17 protein-coding genes and 1 pseudogene are annotated in these 20,707 nt (G+C 63.4%); 12 read left to right on the top strand and 6 right to left on the bottom strand.

Annotated elements, in window-relative coordinates:
• Positions 1-126: 126 nt before the first annotated feature.
• From G8767_RS31340 to G8767_RS31325, 4 genes and pseudogenes are all read left to right on the top strand, one after another.
• Positions 127-696: pseudogene (locus G8767_RS31340) on the top strand (ATP-binding cassette domain-containing protein); the annotation flags it as partial.
• A gap of 27 nt (positions 697-723) precedes the next feature.
• Positions 724-1,500, top strand: a complete 777-nt coding sequence (locus tag G8767_RS31335) for an ABC transporter permease (RefSeq protein WP_124567428.1) — start codon at positions 724-726, stop codon at positions 1,498-1,500.
• 93 nt (positions 1,501-1,593) lie between these two features.
• Positions 1,594-2,529 carry a 4-(cytidine 5'-diphospho)-2-C-methyl-D-erythritol kinase gene (locus G8767_RS31330; protein WP_166813744.1) on the top strand — a complete coding sequence of 312 codons (936 nt, stop codon included), beginning with the start codon at positions 1,594-1,596 and terminating at the stop codon, positions 2,527-2,529.
• Positions 2,529-4,337, top strand: coding sequence for an ABC-F family ATP-binding cassette domain-containing protein (locus tag G8767_RS31325; protein WP_166813742.1), 1,809 nt, complete (start codon positions 2,529-2,531; stop codon positions 4,335-4,337). Before G8767_RS31330 ends, G8767_RS31325 begins: the two co-directional genes overlap by 1 nt.
• Here G8767_RS31325 and G8767_RS31320 read toward each other — a convergent pair.
• Positions 4,334-4,831, bottom strand: coding sequence for a TetR family transcriptional regulator (locus G8767_RS31320; protein ID WP_166813740.1), 498 nt, complete (start codon positions 4,829-4,831; stop codon positions 4,334-4,336). The genes G8767_RS31325 and G8767_RS31320 overlap by 4 nt on opposite strands.
• Positions 4,832-5,104: 273 nt before the next feature.
• Between G8767_RS31320 and G8767_RS31315 the strand changes: the two genes are divergently transcribed.
• Positions 5,105-6,343: an HNH endonuclease signature motif containing protein gene (locus G8767_RS31315; protein ID WP_166813738.1), complete on the top strand. Its 1,239-nt coding sequence runs from the start codon at positions 5,105-5,107 to the stop codon at positions 6,341-6,343.
• A gap of 66 nt (positions 6,344-6,409) precedes the next feature.
• Here G8767_RS31315 and G8767_RS31310 read toward each other — a convergent pair whose 3' ends face one another.
• Positions 6,410-7,900 (bottom strand): acetyl-CoA acetyltransferase, encoded by a 1,491-nt coding sequence (locus tag G8767_RS31310; RefSeq protein ID WP_166813736.1) that lies wholly within the window; start codon positions 7,898-7,900, stop codon positions 6,410-6,412.
• A 139-nt stretch (positions 7,901-8,039) separates the two neighbouring features.
• Here G8767_RS31310 and G8767_RS31305 point away from each other — a divergent pair, with 139 nt between their 5' ends.
• Positions 8,040-8,864, top strand: a complete 825-nt coding sequence (locus G8767_RS31305; RefSeq protein ID WP_206029969.1) for an AraC family transcriptional regulator — start codon at positions 8,040-8,042, stop codon at positions 8,862-8,864.
• Between the two features lie 43 nt (positions 8,865-8,907).
• Here G8767_RS31305 and G8767_RS31300 read toward each other — a convergent pair whose 3' ends face one another.
• Entirely contained in the window at positions 8,908-10,665 is a 1,758-nt protein-coding gene (locus tag G8767_RS31300) for an ABC transporter ATP-binding protein (protein ID WP_166813732.1), read from the bottom strand.
• The gene (locus G8767_RS31295) at positions 10,662-12,320 is read right to left on the bottom strand and encodes an ABC transporter ATP-binding protein (protein ID WP_234036834.1); all 1,659 of its coding nucleotides are present in this window, start codon (positions 12,318-12,320) and stop codon (positions 10,662-10,664) included. The genes G8767_RS31300 and G8767_RS31295 overlap by 4 nt, the downstream gene beginning before the upstream one ends.
• A gap of 257 nt (positions 12,321-12,577) precedes the next feature.
• On the opposite strand from G8767_RS31295, the gene G8767_RS31290 reads away from it, so the two are divergent.
• From G8767_RS31290 to G8767_RS31270, 5 genes are read left to right on the top strand one after another with little or no spacing between them, the layout of a single operon-like run.
• The gene (locus G8767_RS31290; protein WP_253253098.1) at positions 12,578-13,465 is read left to right on the top strand and encodes a siderophore-interacting protein; all 888 of its coding nucleotides are present in this window, start codon (positions 12,578-12,580) and stop codon (positions 13,463-13,465) included.
• Positions 13,462-14,589, top strand: coding sequence for a Fe(3+)-siderophore ABC transporter permease (locus tag G8767_RS31285; protein WP_095973555.1), 1,128 nt, complete (start codon positions 13,462-13,464; stop codon positions 14,587-14,589). The genes G8767_RS31290 and G8767_RS31285 overlap by 4 nt, the downstream gene beginning before the upstream one ends.
• Positions 14,586-15,635, top strand: a complete 1,050-nt coding sequence (fepG, locus tag G8767_RS31280) for an iron-enterobactin ABC transporter permease (RefSeq protein WP_095973554.1) — start codon at positions 14,586-14,588, stop codon at positions 15,633-15,635. Before G8767_RS31285 ends, fepG begins: the two co-directional genes overlap by 4 nt.
• Before the next feature lie 23 nt (positions 15,636-15,658).
• Positions 15,659-16,510: an ABC transporter ATP-binding protein gene (locus G8767_RS31275; RefSeq protein WP_234036832.1), complete on the top strand. Its 852-nt coding sequence runs from the start codon at positions 15,659-15,661 to the stop codon at positions 16,508-16,510.
• The gene (locus G8767_RS31270) at positions 16,507-17,547 is read left to right on the top strand and encodes an ABC transporter substrate-binding protein (protein WP_095973553.1); all 1,041 of its coding nucleotides are present in this window, start codon (positions 16,507-16,509) and stop codon (positions 17,545-17,547) included. The genes G8767_RS31275 and G8767_RS31270 overlap by 4 nt, the downstream gene beginning before the upstream one ends.
• Position 17,548: 1 nt before the next feature.
• Here the strand turns inward: G8767_RS31270 and G8767_RS31265 are convergent, their stop codons facing one another.
• Together G8767_RS31265 and G8767_RS31260 are read right to left on the bottom strand one after the other, a co-directional pair.
• Complete coding sequence (locus G8767_RS31265; protein ID WP_166813730.1) at positions 17,549-18,523, bottom strand: ABC transporter substrate-binding protein; 975 nt, start codon at positions 18,521-18,523, stop codon at positions 17,549-17,551.
• A gap of 70 nt (positions 18,524-18,593) precedes the next feature.
• Positions 18,594-19,232 (bottom strand): TetR/AcrR family transcriptional regulator, encoded by a 639-nt coding sequence (locus G8767_RS31260; protein WP_166813728.1) that lies wholly within the window; start codon positions 19,230-19,232, stop codon positions 18,594-18,596.
• An 85-nt stretch (positions 19,233-19,317) separates the two neighbouring features.
• On the opposite strand from G8767_RS31260, the gene G8767_RS31255 reads away from it, so the two are divergent.
• A complete protein-coding gene (locus G8767_RS31255) occupies positions 19,318-20,700 on the top strand; it encodes an MFS transporter (protein WP_166813726.1) in 1,383 nt (460 codons plus the stop codon).
• Positions 20,701-20,707 lie beyond the last annotated feature (7 nt).

Here is a 20,707-nt window from a genome sequence, read left to right as displayed (position 1 = left end):
ACCGGGGCGCACCGTTCTTTCGTGAGACATCGAATGTCCGGGCAACAACAGGCGTCGCCCCGACAGCAGCACCAGAACACAAACTGTCCCTATACGGGGTCAGCTCCTATCCCAACTACCGATTAGGTCAGCACATTGTCCGGCGGGCAGCGACGGCGGCTCGATATTGCGCTGGGTCTGGTTCATCGCCCTCCACTGCTGTTCCTCGACGAACCCACTACGGGGATGGACCCGCAGAGTCGGGCCAACCTCTGGGACCACATTCTCCGGTTGCGGCGAGAGATGGGCACCACGATCGTGCTGACCACGCACTATCTCGAAGAAGCGGATTCGATGGCAGAGCGGGTCATCGTCATCGACGAAGGCACAGTCATCGCCGACAACACCGCTACCGCACTCAAAGCGGATCTTGCAGGAGACCATCTTCTGCTCACCTTCGACAGCACCGAGGCTGCCGGCGTCGCAGCGTCGGTGGCCGAGCAACTTGTCACCGTTCGTGAAGTCGCCGTCGACGCAAACGTGGTGAGTATTCGTGCGGGCGAGGGTGATTCGACGCTGCCGGTGTTGTTGCGTCAAGCGGATGCCCGCGGTGCACGCGCTCTCACCGCCGACATCACCAGGCCGACTCTCGACGACGTCTTCCTCACCCTCACCGGCCGCAGTCTGCGCGAGAGCGCCGCCGCAGTCGCTTCCTAGAACCACTACGACGAACAGGAATCTGCCATGACAATCACACTCGACGCCCCACGTACCGTGCACGGCAACATTGTTCGAGACAGCGCAATAGTGATGGGCCGTGAGCTGCGCCCGATGTTGCGTGACCCGGTCAGCGTCATCTTCAGCCTCGTTCAGCCGCTGATCCTGCTGGCGTTGTTCGGGCCTCTGCTCAAAGGGGTCCCGGGTACCGGTGACGGCGTGTGGAATTGGTTCATTCCCGGTGTACTGGTGATGATCGCGATCTTCGGAACGACGATGACCGGTTCCAACCTTCTGATGGAGATGCAGCAGGGGTCGCACGAGCGCATGCTGGTGACTCCGCTCAGACGCTCGTCGTTGCTGATCGGGAGGGCGTGCAAGGAGATGGTTCCGCTTGCCGCGCAGGCGATTCTGATCATCCTGGTCGCGCTACCACTCGGGTTGGACGTCAACGCAGCGGGCGCCGCGCTCGGGATCGTCCTGCTCGGAGTTTTCGGCGTCGGACTCGGTGCGCTCTCGTATGCTCTCGCTCTGGCTGTGCGGGAGCAGGATTGGATGTTCTGGGTCGTTCAGCAGACGCTGATGTTCCCGCTCCTCATCTTGTCCGGAACCATGCTTCCGCTCGACGATGCGCCGGGTTGGATGAAGGTCCTCGTGAACATCAATCCGCTGGGCTATGTCGTCGACGCCGAGCGGGCACTGTTTGCCGGTGACTTCGCGTCGGGCAGCGTTCTGGCGGGAATAGTGGCCGCTGTGGGCGTTGCGGTCGTCGGTCTGGGCGTAGGTGTGCGCGCGGTGAAATAGCGTGGGTGTGTCGGCTGTCGGACGGGGCGCGGCGGACGGCGCCCCGGTCGCAGGTTTTCGCCCAGGTGTTCGCAGCGCCTATTGTTGTTCCTTGTGCTCTCCGTCGTTCCCCGCCCCGTAGTTGTCCGGGCCCCGTCCAAGGTGAATCTCCACCTTGCCGTCGGGGACCTGCGCGACGACGGTTATCACGAACTGACGACGGTGTTTCAGGCATTGTCGCTGGCAGACACGGTCACGGTGGCGCCTGCCGACACCCTGACCGTGCGGGTGATCGGCGACGACGCCGCGGCCGTGCCTACCGATCGCACCAATCTCGTCTGGCGTGCCGCTGAGATGTTCGCCTTCGAGGGTGGAGTGGCCCCGAACGTTGAGATCGTCATCGAGAAAGGCATTCCCGTCGCGGGCGGAATGGCCGGCGGGAGCGCCGACGCAGCCGCCGCGTTGGTTGCGCTCAACTCTTTGTGGAAGCTCGACTTCTCGCGACCTGATCTCGATGCCTTCGCGGCACGGCTCGGGAGCGACGTTCCGTTCTCCCTGCACGGTGGCACCGCGCTCGGAACCGGCCGCGGCGAACAACTTGTCCCCGTCTTGACTCGCCATACCTTTCACTGGGTGTTGGCGCTGGCCAAGGGCGGCTTGAGTACGCCCGTCGTGTTTCGAGAACTGGACAAGCTGCGGGCCGAAGGTTCTCCGAAACGGTTGGGGAGTGCCGACGCCTTGATTCAGGCGCTCACCACCGGTGATGCTCATCTACTCGCCCCGCTCCTCGGCAACGACCTGCAGGCGGCAGCGCTCTCACTCAACCCGGATCTACGACGGACGCTGCGAGCGGGCGTCGAGGCCGGAGCTTTGGCCGGGATCGTCTCCGGCTCCGGACCGACATGCGCGTTCCTCTGCGCGGACGCACAGTCTGCGGTGGAAGTGAGCGCAGAACTTGCGGGAGCGGGGGTGTGCCGCACCGTTCGCGTGGCGAGCGGACCCGTTCCCGGAGCACGAATACTCGACAATGCGGCAAAGGGACAGCACTGATGGCGAATCTGATCAATCTGGAAAACGTGTCGAAGTCGTTCGGCGTCAAGCCGTTGCTCGACGGGGTCTCTCTGGGCGTCGAGGAAGGCGAGCGCATCGGCGTCGTCGGCCTCAACGGCGGCGGCAAGACGACGATGCTCGAAGTCCTCGCGGGTGTGGAGCAGCCGGATTCGGGACGCGTCAGCCGCGTAGGCGGATTGCGCATGGCCGTCGTGACCCAGCGCGGAGTACTGCCTCCTGGCTCCACGGTCGGTGAAGTGGTCCTGGGGCCGCTCGGGGTAGCTCAGCACGAATGGGCCGGTGACGCGCGCATCCGTTCGGTGCTCTCCGGAATCGGTATCGACAACCTGGGCGCCGGCGGCGAGCGGTCCGCATTGGACGCCAAGGTCGACGGACTGTCCGGCGGTGAGCGCCGCCGCGTCGCCTTGGCCGCGGCTCTCGTTCAGGACCTCGATCTGCTGGTGCTCGACGAGCCCACCAACCACCTCGACGTCGAAGGTGTTCAGTGGTTGGCCGAGCACCTCGTTTCACGTCGCAGCGCGCTTGTCGTCGTGACCCACGATCGCTGGTTCCTCGATACCGTCGCCACCCGCACCTGGGAGGTTGTCGGTGGCGGCGTCGAAAGCTACGAGGGTGGCTACAACGACTGGGTGTTCGCCCGCGCCGAGCGCTCGCGTCAGGCCGACGCCTCCGAAGAGCGTCGACGCAATCTTGCGCGCAAGGAACTCGCATGGCTGCGCCGCGGTGCTCCCGCGCGTACGTCCAAGCCGAAGTACCGCATCGAAGCCGCGGAAGCCTTGATCGCCGACGTTCCGGCGCCTCGTGACGCGGTGGCACTTGCGTCGTTCGCCCAGCGTCGACTCGGCAAGGTTGTCATCGAACTCGAGGACGCGCGTCTGGAGACCCCCGACGGCCGCGTACTCGTCGAGGATTTGACCTGGCGTCTTGCTCCGGGCGAGCGTGTCGGCCTGGTCGGCGTCAACGGCTCCGGTAAGACAACGCTGCTGCGGACCCTGGCCGGCGAACTCGAACCGGCAGCAGGCAAGCGCATTCAGGGGCAGACAGTCCACATCGGTTGGCTCAAGCAGGAACTCGACGATCTGCCGACCGACATGCGCGTACTCGACGCAGTCAAGGATGTAGCCGAGCGAATCACGTTGGGTGACAAGGAAGTATCGGCCGGTCAGCTGGCCGAGCGCTTGGGCTTCACGCCCGCCCGCCAGCGCACGCCAGTCGGAGACCTCTCCGGTGGTGAGCGACGACGCCTGCAGTTGACGCGTGTCCTCATGGCCGAGCCCAACGTCCTGCTTCTCGACGAGCCGACCAATGATCTCGACATCGACACGTTGCAGCAACTCGAGGATCTGCTCGACGGTTGGGCAGGCACCATGGTTGTCATCTCGCACGACCGGTACCTGATCGAGCGTATCTGTGACACCACCTGGGCACTCTTCGGTGATCGCAAGCTCACCAACCTGCCCGGCGGTATCGAGGACTACCTGCGTCGACGTGCTGCGATGGGGGATGGTGACAATCCGTCTGTGGCTTCGACCGCGAGCGGTGCGTCGAAGAGCAAGCAGGTTCGCGACGGCGCTGCGGATCGCGCTGCACGGAAGGAGCTTTCGAAGCTCGAGCGGTCGATCGCGAAGTTCGACGACCGTGAGAAGAAGCTGCACTCTTCCCTCGCCGACGCGGCCACCGACCCGGACAAGCTACAGAAGCTCGGCGCCGAACTCAAGCAGGTCATCGCTGACAAGGAAGCCGCCGAAGAGCAGTGGATGGAGCTGTTCGCGGAGCTGGACGGCTAGGGGAGCTTCATCCCGAACTTCTCGAAGATTCGCTCTGGGTCCACGGTCTCCGGTTCTTGCCTGCGCAGCAGTGCGTCCAGAACGAGGCCGTCCAGCGCCGCGACCAACTCCGTTGCATTGGACGAGGTCATGCCGCGTTCGACCAAGATGTCGACAAACCGATCCCGACCACGCACCAGTTCCACTGCGAGGTCGGGATCGTGGAATGACGCGACGACCAGTTCGTAACGTGCCCGGGTGCGGCTGGATTCGGGGCCCAGCCATCGGGCTACCTGTTGCTTCGGCGTCTCGCCCGGTCGAGGGAGATCGCCGTCCAAAAGGTGTTGCACCACTTCGGAGATCAGTCCGCGTTGGTTCGCGAAGTAGTGCCGCGCGCTGCCGTGTGGCATACCTGCCTCGTCTTCGACACCTCTCATCGACCATGCTCGAAACCCCACCCGGCCCAGCAGGTCAAGCCCGGCGTCCAGAAGTGCTTCTCGCGTCGATTTCTCCACGCAGAGAAGATACCGTGATACGTTCTTCTCCACGTGGAGAAGTTGTTGAACTGGGTCGAACTCATCGGGGGTGAAGCATGGTCGTCTTTTTCGACATCCTGCTCGTGCTGTGCGTCGTTGCGATTGTATGTTTCGCGGGGTATGTCTTCTATCGCGTGATATTGGACGACTAGGTGAATGGTGATGTACTTCAACAGGTCTCGAGTCTCCGTGCTCTCGAAGTTGTCCGTTTTGTCTCTGGTTATCGAAAGTGTGTTCGATTAAACTTTCGGTATGGACGATCGGGATGCGTGGCAGCTGGATGGTGAGGACCTCAAGGGTGAGGTTCTGGATCTGGTGCGTGTCCGGCACGAGTTGCAGTCGCGGATGGTGTTGTTGATCGTGGAGATGTTTTCCCGTGAGGTTCTCGGCGGGAAGGGTTTTCGGGCGATCGCGCAGTGGTTGCATGGTTCGACGAATTTGGAGATCGGTGAGTGCAGCCTGCTGGTCGGGTTGGCGCGGTTGCTGATGCTCGAACCCGTGGTGGGCGATGCGTTCCATCGCGGTGATGTGGATGCGTTGAAAGCCCGGCAGGTGGCGTCGTTTTGTCAGCACCCGCCGAAGAACATGACCCCGGCCGATCTGGACAAGGCCCGCGGGATCCTGCTTGATCTGGCGTCGAAGAACATTGCCGATTGTGATGCGGTGCGGGCGGCGATCCGCCGAATCGAGAAGCAGTACGGCACACGCGAGGACGGGGTCCCGGTCGGGGAGGATTCGGAGCGGAATGAGTTCTACGCCTCGAAAGGCCTGTACGGGCGGGTCACAGTCAAGGGTGATTTGGATGCGATCAACGGGGCCCGGTTGATCACGCTGCTCTCGAGCCTGTCCGCTCCGACGCCGGAGAAGGACGGTGTCAAAGACACCCGCACGCCGGCATTACGGCGGGCCGACGGGTTCTGCGAACTGCTGCGCCGGTATGAGCGGGCGGGGTTGGGTCCGATCGAAGGTGGGGTGAAACCGCACATCACGGTCACCGCCAGTGCGAAAGACATGACGGATCTGCAAGCGTTGAAGGACCTGTTGCCGTCCACTGAGGAGTTGGGGTTTGCATGGACGGATTGGGTAGGTCCGATCAGTATCGACACCGCCCGGATGCTGGCGTGCGACTGCACCGTGACGCGGATCTTGTTGGACGAGAATGGTGTTCCGCTCGAGTGCGGTAAGGAAGCCAGAACCGCAACGGTGCCGCAGCGGCGGGCGTTGGCGGTTCGTGACGGCGGGTGCGCGTTCCCGGGGTGCGGGACGCCGTCGGGGTGGTGCGATGCTCACCATATTGTTCATTGGAATGATGGTGGCCCAACGGATCTCGATAATCTGATCTTGTTGTGTGGTCATCATCACCGGACGTTGCACCACACGGAATGGAGAGTGGAGATCGGCCCGGATCGGAAGTCGGTGTTTTATCCGCCGATGTCGATTGACCCGTATCAGCAGCCGATCGGCGGGAACAGCCCACCTACCGCGGCGTGAAACGCGACAACCGAAGACATGAGCACCGGGGCGCAATCATGCCCCGGTGCTCACGGCTGTCTGCCGTCAGAACGTGAGCGTGAGTCGCCCGTTCTCGTCGCTGATATGAACGGTCCGCCCGATCACCGCCGGGTTGTCGCCGCGAAGCTGTGTCAGTTCGGCGGCATTCTCGGGACCGGTATGCCCAGCGACGCGGCGGCCGTCCGGCGTTGTCGCGATCACGAACCCGATCTCGGGCTCCCCGGTGCGACCGTATTCGACTGAGGCCGTGACGATTTCTGCAGTGCCCTCGTAGTCAGTGATCAGTTCCGGAGCCTCCGCGGTCAAAGCTCGTGCGTCGGGATCGCCGACGTACCCGTCGGCATGAGCGGCGGCCGACATCAGAACGCAGTGCTGGTAGGTGAGGAATCCACCGTTGCCGTGGACGAGAGCGAGGTTCGCGCCGTCGCGAATTCGCCGGGTGACCTCGGCGACGGAATGCAGCGTGTAGCTGTTCAGTGGTCCGCCGAAGAACGAGTGACCGCCGGTGACGCTCGGGATCGCGGTATCGGGAAGTCCGAGTTCTCGGATCAACAGCTTGGGCACGATCGGGAAGCAGCTGTAGGCATCGACGATGTCGAGTGCGTCGGCGCCGACTCCGGCACCGTCGAGTGTGCGATGGACGGCGTCATGCATTGCAGCTGAACTGTCGAAGCTGTTGCGGCTGAGGATGTCCAACGGATCGCTGGCACCTGCGCCGCCCCAGAGGTAGACGAGCTTGCTCTCGTCCATGCCGAGTTCGAGGGCCATCGACAACGAACAGACGACAACGGCCGCAGCCTGATTGACGAAGGGCATGGCGTTGAGCATCAGTGGGTACGGTTCGGAGACCATCCGATTGCCCGGACCGACGGTGCCGATCTCTTCTGCCGATCGGATCTCCGACGTCCAGGAGGCAGGATTCTTCGACGCCAGTTCCGAGAATGCGGCATACATCCGCGCGGACCAGTCGAGCGATTCGCGGGCGCCGTTGCCCTCGGCAGCACTGAAACAGTTCTCGAAGAGCGGGTAGACGCGCGTCGGCACGATGAAACCAGCGCGCTGCATTTCAGGGCTTCCCAGGTCGGCCGGATCGAATCCGGGAGGCCCACCCGGTGCTGCCGTCCACCCGATCGAGTCAGGGGTGACTCCCGACTTTCGTAGCGCAGTGCTGCTGGCATGCGATTCGCCACCCACAAGCAGAGCAGCCGAGGATTCACCTCGGGCGATGGACGCGCCGATCCGATCGAGGAGCGCCGCGGGCCAGTGGCCACCGATCGGAGAGGTGGACGTGACCGTGGGGGTCGCTCCTAATCGTGAGGCAAGCAGCCCGGGGAGGTCGTCGTACGACCAGCTGACGGTCTTGATTGCGAACACGGAATCGATCTGGGTTCCCAGTTCGGCGTGTCCACTGTCGTTCAAGGCGGCGACGGTGGCGTCGTGAATCAGATCGAGAGGTTCGCGGTGCCCGTCGACTGGGTTCCAGCGCAGATCACCGACGCCGACGATGACCGGGATTCGTGATGCGTCAACCATCATGTACCTCTCGTTGCCGACCCGTAGCCGGGAGTTGACGTCACGATATCGGTGCCCGCAGTATCTGTAACTCTCGGGTCACAGTCAACATTTTTCGGGTTCCTATTTAGGTATGCCTAACGAAAGTCCTATACTCGTCATCATGACAGCTGTGGCAGAGAGAATTTCGGTGCCCGTGGGGCCGCGTTCCATCGATCATCCCTACTCGATGACAACGGTGACTCTGAAGCTCTCTCACCAGCGGCAGTGGGCCCCGCATCGTCATCCAGAGCACGAGCTGATCTGGGGAAACTCCGGCGGAATGCTCACGGTTGTGGCTGACAGCATCACGTGGGAGGTGCCGCCGTCGGCGGGACTGTGGTTGCCTGCCGGTGCGTTACATGCCGTGAAGGCCGGCCCTGGTACCGAGTTCTTCTGCACCTACTTCCGGCCTGAGGCGCACGCCGCGCCCTCGGGTGTTCCCGGTTTGTTCGGAGTCAGTGCTCTCCTACGTGAGGTACTCCTGCACATGCATCGACGGAACATGCCCGACGAGGCCCGTAGCCGCGCGGAGCGCGTGGCCTTCGACATGCTGCAGCCGCTCGAGGTTGCTGCCGTGGAGGTGCCGATGCCGACCGATCCGCGAGCGCTGTTCGTCGCCGAAGCGTTGGTCGCCAATCCGGCAGACCAGCGCTCGCTGTCGGAATGGGCGTTGACGGCTGGCGGTAGTGTCCGGACCTTGACGCGCGTGTTCGCGCAGGGTACGGGAATGACCTTTGCGCAGTGGCGAATTCAGGTTCGTGTCCGCGCGGCGCTGACGTATTTAGCTGCTGGAGTGCCGGTTTCGGTGGTCAGTAGGCGAGTCGGGTACGAAACCCCGAGTGCTTTTGTCGCCGTGTTCCGCCGAGTCACCGGCCGTACACCCGGCAGCATGATGAACAAGGGGAGTGTGGCTCCCGAATCGGTGCCGTACCTTCTGCACGCGTGAGTTGGGTTGCACCGGCCGGAAGTGCCCGGTGCAACCGTCGCGCTCAACGCCGCGGCGCGGACCACGCTTCCCACAGCTCCGCGTACCGACCCCCGAGGTTGACCAACTCGTCGTGAGAGCCGTGCTCGACCACGCGGCCGTCGTTCATGACGAGGATCTGGTCGGCGTCGACGGCCTGCGAGAGTCGGTGTGCCACTGTGACAGCAGTGCGACCCCGGGTCAGGGCGAGCGCGGCGTCGTCGAGGACCTTGGCTCCGGCGCTGCCCGCTTCGGCGGTCGCCTCGTCGAGAATCAGAAGCGGCGGATCCAGTAATTCGATTCTCGCCAACGCAAGTTGTTGTGCCTGTGTTGCGGTCAGCCGGTGTCCACCGTCTCCGACGACGGTTTCGAGTCCGTCCGGGAGTGCCCGCAACCAATCGGAGGCGCCGACGGTTTCGAGCGCTGCGATAATGTCGCTGTCGGTAGCCGACGGGTCGGCCAGCCGCAGATCCTCGGCCAACGTACCGGCAAAGACGTGGACCTCCTGCGTCACGAGAGCGACCGCGCTTCGAGAAGTCGACCGCGGCAATTCGTTCCGGGGGATGTCCCCGATCTTCACGACGCCTTCGGTCGGTTCATAGGTTCCCGCGATCAGTTTGGCCACCGTCGATTTTCCGGCTCCGGTTGCGCCCACCAGTGCGGTGACGGTCCCTGCCGGAATGGTGATGTCGATGTCTCGCAGAACGGGGGTGTCGCCGCGTCGGTACGAGAACGTGACGCGTTCCAACGATGCCGAGCTGTCGACAGGTTCACGTGGATCGGTCGGTGCGGGTGGCACGGGCGCAAGCGTGACTCCGACCAGGCGAGCCAACGCGATTGTGCCTTCCTGCAATTCGTCGAACACGCTGAGAACTGCACCCACCGGATCGAAGAGACGGTGGAAGAACAGTGCTGCGGCGGTAGCGGCACCGATGCTGATCTGACCGTCCTTCACCAGCCAGAAGCCGGTGATCAGCACGGCGGACAGACCGATGAACTCGGCGATGTTGAGTCGACCGAAGAACCTCGTGCGCAAACGAGTGGTCAACAAGCTCAGCCGGACGGCCGTCATCGATCGAGATTCGATCTGTTCCAGATGGGGCTGGGCCAGACGGAGCGATCCGACGGTGTCGGAGTTGCTCAGCGAGTCAAGGAGCTGTTGCGCACGTGCACCTTCCGCCTCCCGCTCCTCGCGGTAGACCGGGGCAGACCTCGAGAGATACCAGCGCAGCGCCTGGATCTGGATGGGAGCTGCGATCACCGCGGCGACGGCGAATCGCCAATCGAGGCTGCCCAATCCGATCAGGGTCAACACGATGGTCAGTGCTGCGGTGGCAAAAACCGGAAGCGCTTCGGATACAGCGCGGGTCACCAACCGGACGTCTCCGGTGATCCGGGAGACCAGGTCTCCGCGCCCGGCTCGCTCGACGTCGCTCTGTGGCAGGTCGAGAACCCGGACGACTACTTCTTCGCGCAGGTCGGCGACTACACGTTCACCGACACCGGCGAGCAGGTAGTTGCTCACTCCGACGAGAAGGAAGGAGGCAACCGCGATGGCGACCAACGCGAGAGTCAGCGTGCCGATGCGCGAGGCAGTGTCGCCGTCTCCGTCTGTCACGGCGTCGACCATGGCGCCGAGGACAAGTGGCGTGAGTAGACCGATCGCGGTCGCGGCGGTCAGAGTGACCACGGCGGCGATGGCGGATATCCGGTGCGGACCCATCAACCGAAGTGCCGCGCGGCGTGCCTGTTTCGGTGTCGCGGTGGGGAGTAGTTCGTTCACAGCTCGATCACCCGATCGCAGATATCGAGCAGCACGGGGCTGCTGGTCAGAAGAAGAGTCGCGTGAGCACCGCGTACCTCGGCGATCCCGCGTGCGATGCGCGCTTCGGTGACGGAGTCGACGGCGGTGGTGGGGTCGTGCAGAACCAGCACCGGTGCTTCGCTCGCGAGTGCTCTCGCCAATGCGATGCGCTGGCGCTGACCGCCCGAGAGCGAATTTCCCTGCTCCGTGACTCGGGTGGCGAGGCCGAGCGGCAGTGCCGAGATCACCTGATCTGCGGCAGCAGCGGCGACAGCCTCGTCGCTGCGACTGCCGATCGGTGCGAGTGCCTCGATGTTGTCGCCCACGGTGCCGATGAACAGTGCGGCGTCGTGCGGTGCTGCCAGAACATGAGCCCGGAGTTCGTCGATGTGCAGTTCGTGAATGGCGTTGTCGCCGAGATGAATCGTTCCGCTCGAAGGCTCGATTCGACGAGCCAGTGCGTCGACCAACGCATCCGCCCAGGCGGCATTCTCGGTGACGATGCCGATGATCTCGCCGCGTTTGACGTCCAGATCGACAGGTGAAGCTCCGGCCAACACGACGTCGCGCAGCGTCAGGAACTCTGCGTGGTTCAGGGGTGCAGGATCACTCGCGGGAGTGACAGCCTCGCCGGTCGCCAGAAGCGATGCTACGCGGTTGGCGGAGGCGCGCGCCCGTGCCAGGCCGGCGCCGAAGTAGATGATGTCGATCAGCGGACCGCGAAGGAACTGTGCCAGACCCACCACGGCAACGAATTCACCGACCGAGATGCTCCCGGACGCTGCCATCCGCCCACCCACGTACGCGATGACGGCGAGGAAAGCGCCGGCGATTGCAACGTTGGCGGCGGAGTACATCGCTTGGTATCGCTGTGCGCGAAGGGTTGCTTCCAGCGAAGTTCGGCTCGCCCCCCGATATCGCTGCGCTGCAGCGTCTCCGGCGCCGATGCCGGACAGGATTCGGAGTCCGGAGAGCAGATCAGCGGCGAGCGCGCCGGCCTTGGCGCCCTGCCATTGATCGGTTTCGGCTCGGCGTTCGAGCGGTCGACTGACCACCTGCATGAGAGCCAACACCGGGGGAGTGCCGAGGATGACGAGCAGGCCGAGCGGTACCGAGATCACCAGCAGCGAGATCGCCGCGGTCAGCACCCCGCAAGCCGCGGCGAGTTTGGTGCTCAGCGTGTGCGTGAATCCGGCCACCGAACCCGCGTCGGATGTTGCAATCGAGTAGACCTCGCCCGGCATGCGCCGAGGCGACATGCCATGCGGATCGAGGCCTCGGCGCGCGATGTCCATCCGTAGGCGGTGTGCTCCGTGCTCGGTGACGGAATCGGAGATACGCGCCGCGAATCGCCAACTGAGCAACAAGCCGGTGAAGAGAATTCCGAGAACGAGGATCCACTTTCCGAGTGCTGCGGCATCGCTGGTCGCCACAGCTCGGTCGATGACCGCACCGATCACCACGGGCACCAACGCTTCCGCGACCTGGTGGCCGGTGAAGCCGACGGAGGCGGCCGCCAGCTTGGCTCCGCGACCTTCGGAAGCGATGGCGCGTGTGATTACCTGGCGCGGCGTGATCGCCGGCCTGGCTGGGGGGCCGTTTGTCTCGGCCGAAAGAAGTGGTGTCGAAGGCACTGGGTCCACGCTAGGGATCGTGGGCGGTAGTCAGAAGTCACACCGATGCCAATACTTGTCGTGAACAGGCCATACGTATTGCGTTGGCCGAATTGCGATAGTAGTTGGCCCCGTTGCAGCGGAGAAGGCATCGACTCATCGACAACACTGCAATAAATTAAGGTCTACCTTACTTAGCGCGGGTTAACTATGTCCGGAAGTCGGATTGATCCTCGTGTTCGGGTCCGGTTCATGTTCCATCGATGTTGGAGATTGTTGTGAGTCTTGTGTTCGGCGAGGTACTTCACAAGGAGTACGTGACCCCGGGAATGGTTCGTATCGTGTTCGGTGGGGAGGAGCTGACCGCCTTCGAAACCACCGGTACCGGTGACGAATACCTGCGTCTCCACTTCCCGGTCCCGGCCACGGGCAAGTTCGTTCTGCCGGCGGAAGATCCGGATGCACCGCGCGGTTGGCGATACCCGGAGGGCGAGGAACCGTCCCCGTGCCAGCCGTACACCGTGCGACGGTTCGATTCCGAGACCAGCCGCATGACGATCGACTTCGTCGTTCACGAGGGTGGTGTCGCGAGCGACTGGGCACAGAAGGCCGAGATCGGTGACAAGTTGGCGATCGGCGAGTCTCGTGGCCTCTACGAGCCGCCGGCCGACGCGCGCTGGCAGGTGTTCGTCGCCGACGCGACTGGACTCCCCGCACTCGGGCGCTTGATCGAACAGTTGCCCGCCGGCATGTCGGCCAAGGCGATCGTCGAGGTGGTGGACGAGTCTCACAAGCAGCAGATCGCCTCGGCCGCCGACGTCGAGTTCATCTGGCTGGTCGGCAGTGGCAACGGTGTTGCACCGTCGAAGCTCCCGGATGCTGTTCGCGCGATGAACCTTCCGACCGAACTCGGATACGTGTGGGTGGCAGGCGAAAGCACGATGCTCCGTGACATCCGCAAGTACCTTCGCCACGAACTGAAGTTGCCGGGTGAGCAGTACAAGGTCATCGGCTACTGGACCTACAAGGCCGAGGTGTGGAATGCGAAATACGAGGCCCTCGACGAGAGTGTCCGCGCTGCACTCGATGCTGCCTGGGAATCCGACCGCGACGAGGAAGAGATCCGCGACGAGGTCGAGAAGACTCTAGAGAGCGCCGGATTGTGAGCGTTGGACTGGACAAGAGCGCCGTCGACAATAGTCCGGCTGACAAGAGCGCCTCCGACAAACACACCGAAGAACTGATCGACGAGTCGCTGCAAGAAAAGCAGAAGCAACCGGACGGGCTGGTATCGACAAACTCTCGTCGCATGGCCGGGCTTCTGGTGTGCCTGGTGGTGCTCGCCGCCGTGCTCCTCCTGAGCATCGCGGTGGGATCGAAGACCATTCCGTTCGGCACCGTGATCGACGCGCTGGTGAACTACGACGATTCCAATGATCACGTGATCATCCGTGACCTGCGGCTACCGCGTACGCTGCTCGGTCTGATAGTCGGCATGGCGCTCGGTGTCGCCGGTGGCCTCATCCAGGCGATGACACGAAATCCCTTGGCTGACCCCGGAATTCTCGGTGTCAATGCCGGTGCGGGGTTCGCGATGGTTGTTGCCGTCGCGGTCTTCGGCCTGACCAGCATCTGGTCCTACATCTGGTTCGCTTTCCTCGGCGCGGTGATAGCCACGGCGATCGTCTACACGTTGGGCTCGATCGGCAGGGGCGGTGCGACGCCCATTCGGCTGACGCTGGCCGGTGTCGCCATCGGTTCCGTGCTCGGCGGCATCTCCTCCGGCATCACCCTGCTCAACCCGACCGCCTTCGACCAGATGCGCCAGTGGAATGCCGGCTCACTCAGCGGGCGTTCCTTGGAAATCGTTCTGGCCGTTGCACCCTTCATCCTCATCGGGCTATTCCTCGCGCTCGCGTTGGCACGCCAGCTCAATGCCGTGGCTTTGGGTGACGATCTGGCACGTTCGCTCGGCGCCAATATCACTCGCACTCGTATTCTCGGCGTCATCGCGGTGACGTTGCTGTGTGGCGCGGCGACGGCTGCGGCCGGACCGATCGGATTCGTCGGTCTGATGGTTCCGCACGTCGCGAGATGGTTCGTCGGACCCGATCAGCGATGGATTCTTCCGTACACATTGGTGTGTTCGCCGATTCTTCTCCTCTTCTCCGACGTCGTCGGCCGAATCGTGCTGCGCCCGGGTGAACTTCAGGTCGGTATCGTCACGGCCTTCATCGGTGCTCCGGTGCTGATCATGCTGGTGCGTCGAAGCAAGGTGAGCGGTCTGTGAGCATCGATTTCGGGCGCCCCACCACGGTGGTGCGCTCACCCAAAGAAGGCTGGTCCGCGCGGATCGACGTCCGCACGGTCACGGTCTGCCTCGTCCTCGTTGCGCTTGCACTGGCGATCGGTGTCATCGCGCTCGGTAGTGGTGACTACCAGGTGCCGATCGGGGACGTCCTCGGCGCACTGTTCGGCGAGGCTCCCGCGCGTATTCACATGGTCGTCGTGGAATGGCGTCTGCCCCGAGTTCTGTTGGCGCTGATGCTCGGTGCGGCACTCGGCATGAGTGGTGCAATCTTCCAGTCGCTCACCAGGAACCCGTTGGGTAGCCCGGACATCATCGGCTTCAACTCCGGTGCGTACACGGGCGCTCTGGTGGTCATCCTCCTCATCGGTGGCACTTACTACGAGATCGCAGTCGGCGCCTTGGTAGGCGGTATCGCCACCGCAGCAGTGGTTTACCTCCTTGCGTACAAACGTGGTGTGCAGGGATTCCGGTTGATCATCGTCGGTATCGCCATCAGTGCGATGTTGGGCTCGGTCAACACCTGGATGATCCTCAAGGCGAAACTCGACGACGCCATGGCTGCCGCAGTGTGGGGTGCCGGTTCGCTGAACGGTCTCGGCTGGACCCAGGTGTGGCCGGTGGTCGTGGTGCTGGCCATACTCGTTCCGCTGATCCTGGTGTTGGGCAGGCGGATGCAGATGCTCGAGATGGGTGACGACGCCGCCAAGGCGCTCGGCGTCCGGGCCGAACCCACGCGTCTTTCCCTGGTTGTTCTCGGCGTCGCACTGACGGCCATGGTGACGGCGGCGGCCGGACCGATCGGATTCGTCTCGCTGGCGGCTCCGCAGTTGGTGAGGCGATTGACCGGTAGTGCCGGAGTGACCCTGCTGCCGTCGGCGGCGATGGGTGGAGCGCTGCTGATGGTCAGCGACTGGGTGGCGCAACGAGCTTTCGCGCCGACACAGTTGCCGGTCGGCGTCGTCACCGTCTCCATCGGTGGCATCTATTTCGTATGGCTTCTCGCGCGAGAGGCACGTAAGCAGTGATCGGTGAAGGAACGAGGAACAGCGTGAACGAGACAAGTACGGCCGCCGTCGTGGCTGAAAGGACGAATCGGCTTCGCGCCGAGGACGTCACGATCGGTTACGACAAGCGCGTCATCTCGGAGCACCTCGACGTCGAGATCCCCGACGGTGGCTTCACAGTCATCGTCGGCCCCAACGCCTGCGGCAAGTCGACGCTTCTGCGTGCGTTGTCGCGGTTGCTCAAGCCGACTACCGGCAAAGTTCTCCTCGACGGCAAAGCGATCACGTCGTACCCGGCCAAGGAAGTCGCGAGGCGACTCGGGCTTCTGCCGCAGACGTCGATCGCGCCGGACGGCATCAAAGTCGCCGATCTGGTTGCGCGAGGACGTTATCCGCACCAGAAGCTGATCCGTCAGTGGTCCCGGGAGGATGAAGCCGCCGTCATCAAGGCGATGGAGGCAACCAAGGTCACGGATCTGTCGGCCAGGCCGGTCGACGAACTGTCCGGTGGTCAGCGCCAACGTGTCTGGGTCGCTATGGTTCTCGCGCAACAGACTCCGTTGGTGCTGCTGGACGAGCCGACGACGTTCCTCGACATCGCGCATCAGATCGAGCTGCTGGAGCTGTGCCGCGATCTGAACGAGAACGACGGACACACGCTGGTGGCGGTGCTTCACGATCTCAATCACGCGTGCCGCTACGGAACTCACATCATCGCGATGAAGGACGGCGCCGTGGTCGCCGAAGGCCCGCCCGCGGAGATCATCACCGAAGAACTGGTGCAGGAGGTGTTCGGCATGGCGTGCCGCATCATCGACGATCCGGTTTCCCATACACCGCTTGTCATTCCGCTGGGACGCGAGCGTCAGCGAAACATCGAAGGAGCAAAGGTATGACCCTCGTCCTGGATGCGCAGGTCACCGAATCGGAGTGGGCTCAGATCGTCGACCGCATTTCACGGCGTCGATTCTTCGGTGGCGCAGCCGGTGTGGCTGCAGCACTGGCGCTGAGCGCCTGCGGAAGCTCCGACAGCGAATCCGACTCTGCCAGTGACACTCTCCCGTACACGTGGGCCGAGTTCAGTGGCGACATTCCGCGCGACCCGAAGCGTGTGGTGGTGCTCGACGGCCGCGTCGACCTCGAATTCGCCATGATGATGGATTACCCGATCGTCGGTTCGGGGAACTTCTGGTTCCCCGACGCCAAGGCAGGATTCCAATTTCCCGGCCGCACCATCGAGGACGCGAGCTTCGTCAACGTCGCCGGCGACTTCTCCACCAATTTCGAGGCTCTGCTCGCTCTCGAGCCCGACCTGATCGTCATCACCGCGATCGGTTACACCAGTGACTGGTACGGCACGGAGCGCTTGTCTTCCATCGCGCCGCTGTTGGTCGTCGGCGACGACGTCGAGCCGATCGCCGGACACCCGGTCGACTGGCGAGGTGCGCTGATGGCGCAGGCGAGCCAACTCGACCGTGTGGCGATCGCCGAGGCTTCCATCGCGGAGTACGACGACAAGCTCGCGAGACTGCGACCGATGTTGCAGGAGAAGCTGGGCGGAAAGAAGATCGTGTTCGGCGTTCAGACGCCGACCGGATTCCTTGTGCATCAGCGGAATCTGCGGATCAGTGTTGCCATCGATGCCGGCCTGGACGTACTTTTCCGTGACGACGACAATGCAGAGAACTCGTTCGAGTTGTCGTTCGAGCAACTCGACACGTTGGCTCCGGCGGATGTGATCATCGCCCAGGCGCGCGATCAGGAAGCGCTCGACGCGATCAAGACGCAGCCGACGTGGCAGCGGTTGCCTGCAGTTCAGGCGGGCAACGTGTTGACGAGCGACGCACGATACAACCAAGGATTCGCGCTCACCGCGGCCATCTTCCTCGACGTTCTCGAGGAAGCGGCCGGGCGATTCACCGCTGGGCAGTAGGTCAGGCGACGTTGCGGGCCTGGTCGAGTAGCTGAGCAACCTGCTCGAACCAGGCGCCGTAATTGGCGTAGGTGTTGGGACGCTTGTCGTCGAAGTCGATCACCTGGTTCGCGGTCACCGCGGGCAGCTTGACGAACACCGGTGATGCTGCGAATGCTTCTGCCGACTTCGCGAACTGGAACACGATGTCCGCCGGATAGTCCGGGACCTGTTCCCAGCTGAGATCGGCCCAGCCTTTGTCGCCTCCCGGGCCGGTGAACTTCACGCCGAGTTCCTTCAGGTACCCGAACTGAGCGAGCGCTGTTGTGCCTGCGTACAACTCGGACCCGTCACCGTTCAGGGCGAGGACTTCGATGTCGTCGACCTTGGCCGCGGCCGTCCGGATGCGCTCTGCACCGGAGTCGAATGCTTCCTTGCCCTCGCGTGCTGCGGCTGTGTCGGTGTTCCCGCCGAGAGCTTCGGCGAGTGAGGCGTATTCGCTCAACACGTCCGGTGTCGAGGCTCCGGAGAATTTGACGCCGACAAACGGTGCGACATTGTTGACGGTCTTGCCCATCGGCTCGTCCCACCATGTCCAGCGGGTCGGGTCGTCGCTGTTGCCGTACCCGATGACGAGGTCGGGATCCAGTGCGGCAAGAGCTTCCGCGCTGAGTTCACCTTCCCGGCCGATGACGGTCATCGTCGACCCGTCGGCGTGATCGGTGACGTCTGGATTGCCGACGCCGTAACCGAAGATTCCGACCGGCCGAATGCCGTAGTCCCACAGCGCAGCTGCGGAATACGCATCGACGACGATCCGCTCGGGGGCATGATCGAGGGTGATCGTGTTGCCGTATCCCGTTGTATAACTCCAGGACTGGTCGGCGGAATCGGTCGCGGCAGAAGATGGTGCGTCGCTGCTTCCGCAGCCGGTGAGGAGGAGCGCCGCAACGGCGGGTAGTACGGCGAAGCCGGTGAGACGGCGATTGATTTTCATGGAACCTTCCGAACATGGAGAACTAAGCCAGGTAAGCCTAACCTGATCCATCGCTCGGGGGTCGTCGGGGTCAGTTGCCCTGCCACATCTGAAGCCATTCGCTCCAGGACGGGGGAGTGCTCGACGGTCGGGGTTTTCCGCCACGAAGTCCGTCGAGCATGAAGTCGAGGTAGCGCGTGTGTATTTCGGTGGCTCGATCGCCCTCGATCGGCAGGGTCGGCCGCAGATGCACTGTCATGAGCATGACGTCAGCAGAGGTGAAGTCGGGCGGGACTTCGCGAGTGTCGATGCAGGCGTCGACCATCGACTGCAGTGCGGCCTCCAATTCAGCTGCGGCGCGGGTTACTTCGGCGTGTTCGGGCAATCTGCCGCCGAGGACGGGAATGAGCGGTCCCACCGATTCGGTGAGGTATCGCGAGAAGAACGTCTTCAGTACGGCTTCGTCGGTGTCTGCGTTGCTCACGCACTCTCTGGCAAGAGTGGCGAGGTGGTCGATCGCCCAGACGCGTAGGGCTTGCGCCAGCTCCTCCTTGCCGCGGTAGCGCCGATAGATGCTTCCGACTCCGACTCCGGCGCGTGCGGCGATTGCCGATACCGGTGCATTCCAACCCTGTTCGGCGAAGATCTCGCGTGCTGCGCGCAGGACGGTGACGTCGTTGTCTGCGGCTTCGCGGGCGCGCCCGGGAAGGCCCGCATTCTCTTTCACCATCCCCACAGGCTAGCAATGCGTGATTTACTGAATCGGAACGGAATGCTCCGTTCCGATTCAAATCGTGATCCAGAGGAAGGTAATGATGGCAACCTTGGTGGAGACGCCCGTGCGATCCGGGAGTCGGGTGATCGCCGCGCTGGCTGGGGCGGTACTCGTCTACTCGCTCATGCAGACCATGCTGGTGCCGGCGTTGCCGGTGTTGGGTGAGCACTTCGAGACATCCGTGGCGGTTACGGGCTGGATTCTGACGTCGTACCTGTTGGCGGCCGCGGTGCTGGCTCCGATCGTCGGGGCGATGGGTGACCGTTTCGGGGACAAGCGAGTCCTGGTGATCGTCCTGTTCATCTTTGCTCTCGCGACATTCGCCGCGGCGGCCGCCCCGAATATCGGGGTGCTGCTTGTCGTTCGGGCTGTCCAGGGAGTGAGTATGGCGAGCTTCCCACTCGCGATGGCAGTGCTGCGGAGAACGGTCGCAGGCCCCGAGTTGTCTTCGGGGATAGGTTGGCTCGCTGGGACTTTGGGGATCGGTGCCGGAAGTGCACTGGTGATCGGCGGCGTCATTCTCGAGTATCTCAGTTGGCACTGGCTGTTCGTGATCACCGGCATCTTGATCGTGCTCGCGTTGGCTGCGGTAGTGGCTGTGGTTCCTGGTTCGCATCGCCGGCCGGGTATGCCGACGGACTGGGCCGGTGCCGGTGCCCTGGCGTTCGGGCTGGTGAGCCTGCTCCTGGCGATAACCAAGGCCTCCGACTGGGGAGTCCTGTCGCTAGGATTCTGGGGTCTGGTGGTGATCGCGTTCGTCTCGTTCGCAGTATTGATTGCCGTGGATTCCCGCCACGACGCGCCGATCGTCGACATGCGAGTCTTTCGGGACAAGCCGATGATGATCACCAGTGCACTCACCCTGGTGTTCGGGTTCGTGCCGTACATCTTCTACCTTTGCCTGCCACGGATCCTCCAAGCGCCGGAATCATCTACGTATGGAAGCGGATTCACCGTTGTACAGACGGGGTTGGCACTCTTGCCCGCCGCTGTCCTCGTCTTCCTCGGTGGTCGCTTGACGCCGGCTCTCTCGCGGAGATACGGGCCGCGGGTGCCCGCGGTCATGGCGCTTGCCCTCATGGCGGCGGGCGCAGTCGGACTCGCGATCTGGCCGAGTTCAGTGGTTGCGATCGTCGCGTTCTTCTCCCTCGTCGGCTTGGGGAACGGCGTGGGATTCGCGGTCTGTGCCCTGTTGGTTGCCTCGATCGTCCCACCATCGGAAATGGCGGCAGCCAGTGGTGTGAACAGCGTGATCAGGACTGTGGGATCGGCGGTGGGTGCGCCGGTGACCACGGCAGTCCTGGCGATCGGCATTTCCGGCGACTCGTTCGCGGTGGCGTTCGTGATGGGTGCAGTCATCAGTGTCGTCGCCTGTCTGCCGGCAATTGCACTTCCGGTGAAGAAGGCTGCACAAACAGCATGAGTTATTG

It is taken from the genome of Rhodococcus sp. IC4_135, assembly GCF_011602025.1.
Lineage (GTDB): Bacteria > Actinomycetota > Actinomycetes > Mycobacteriales > Mycobacteriaceae > Rhodococcus_F > Rhodococcus_F baikonurensis.
Note: the sequence above shows the minus strand (reverse complement) of the source record. Positions and strands in the feature narration are given on the sequence as shown.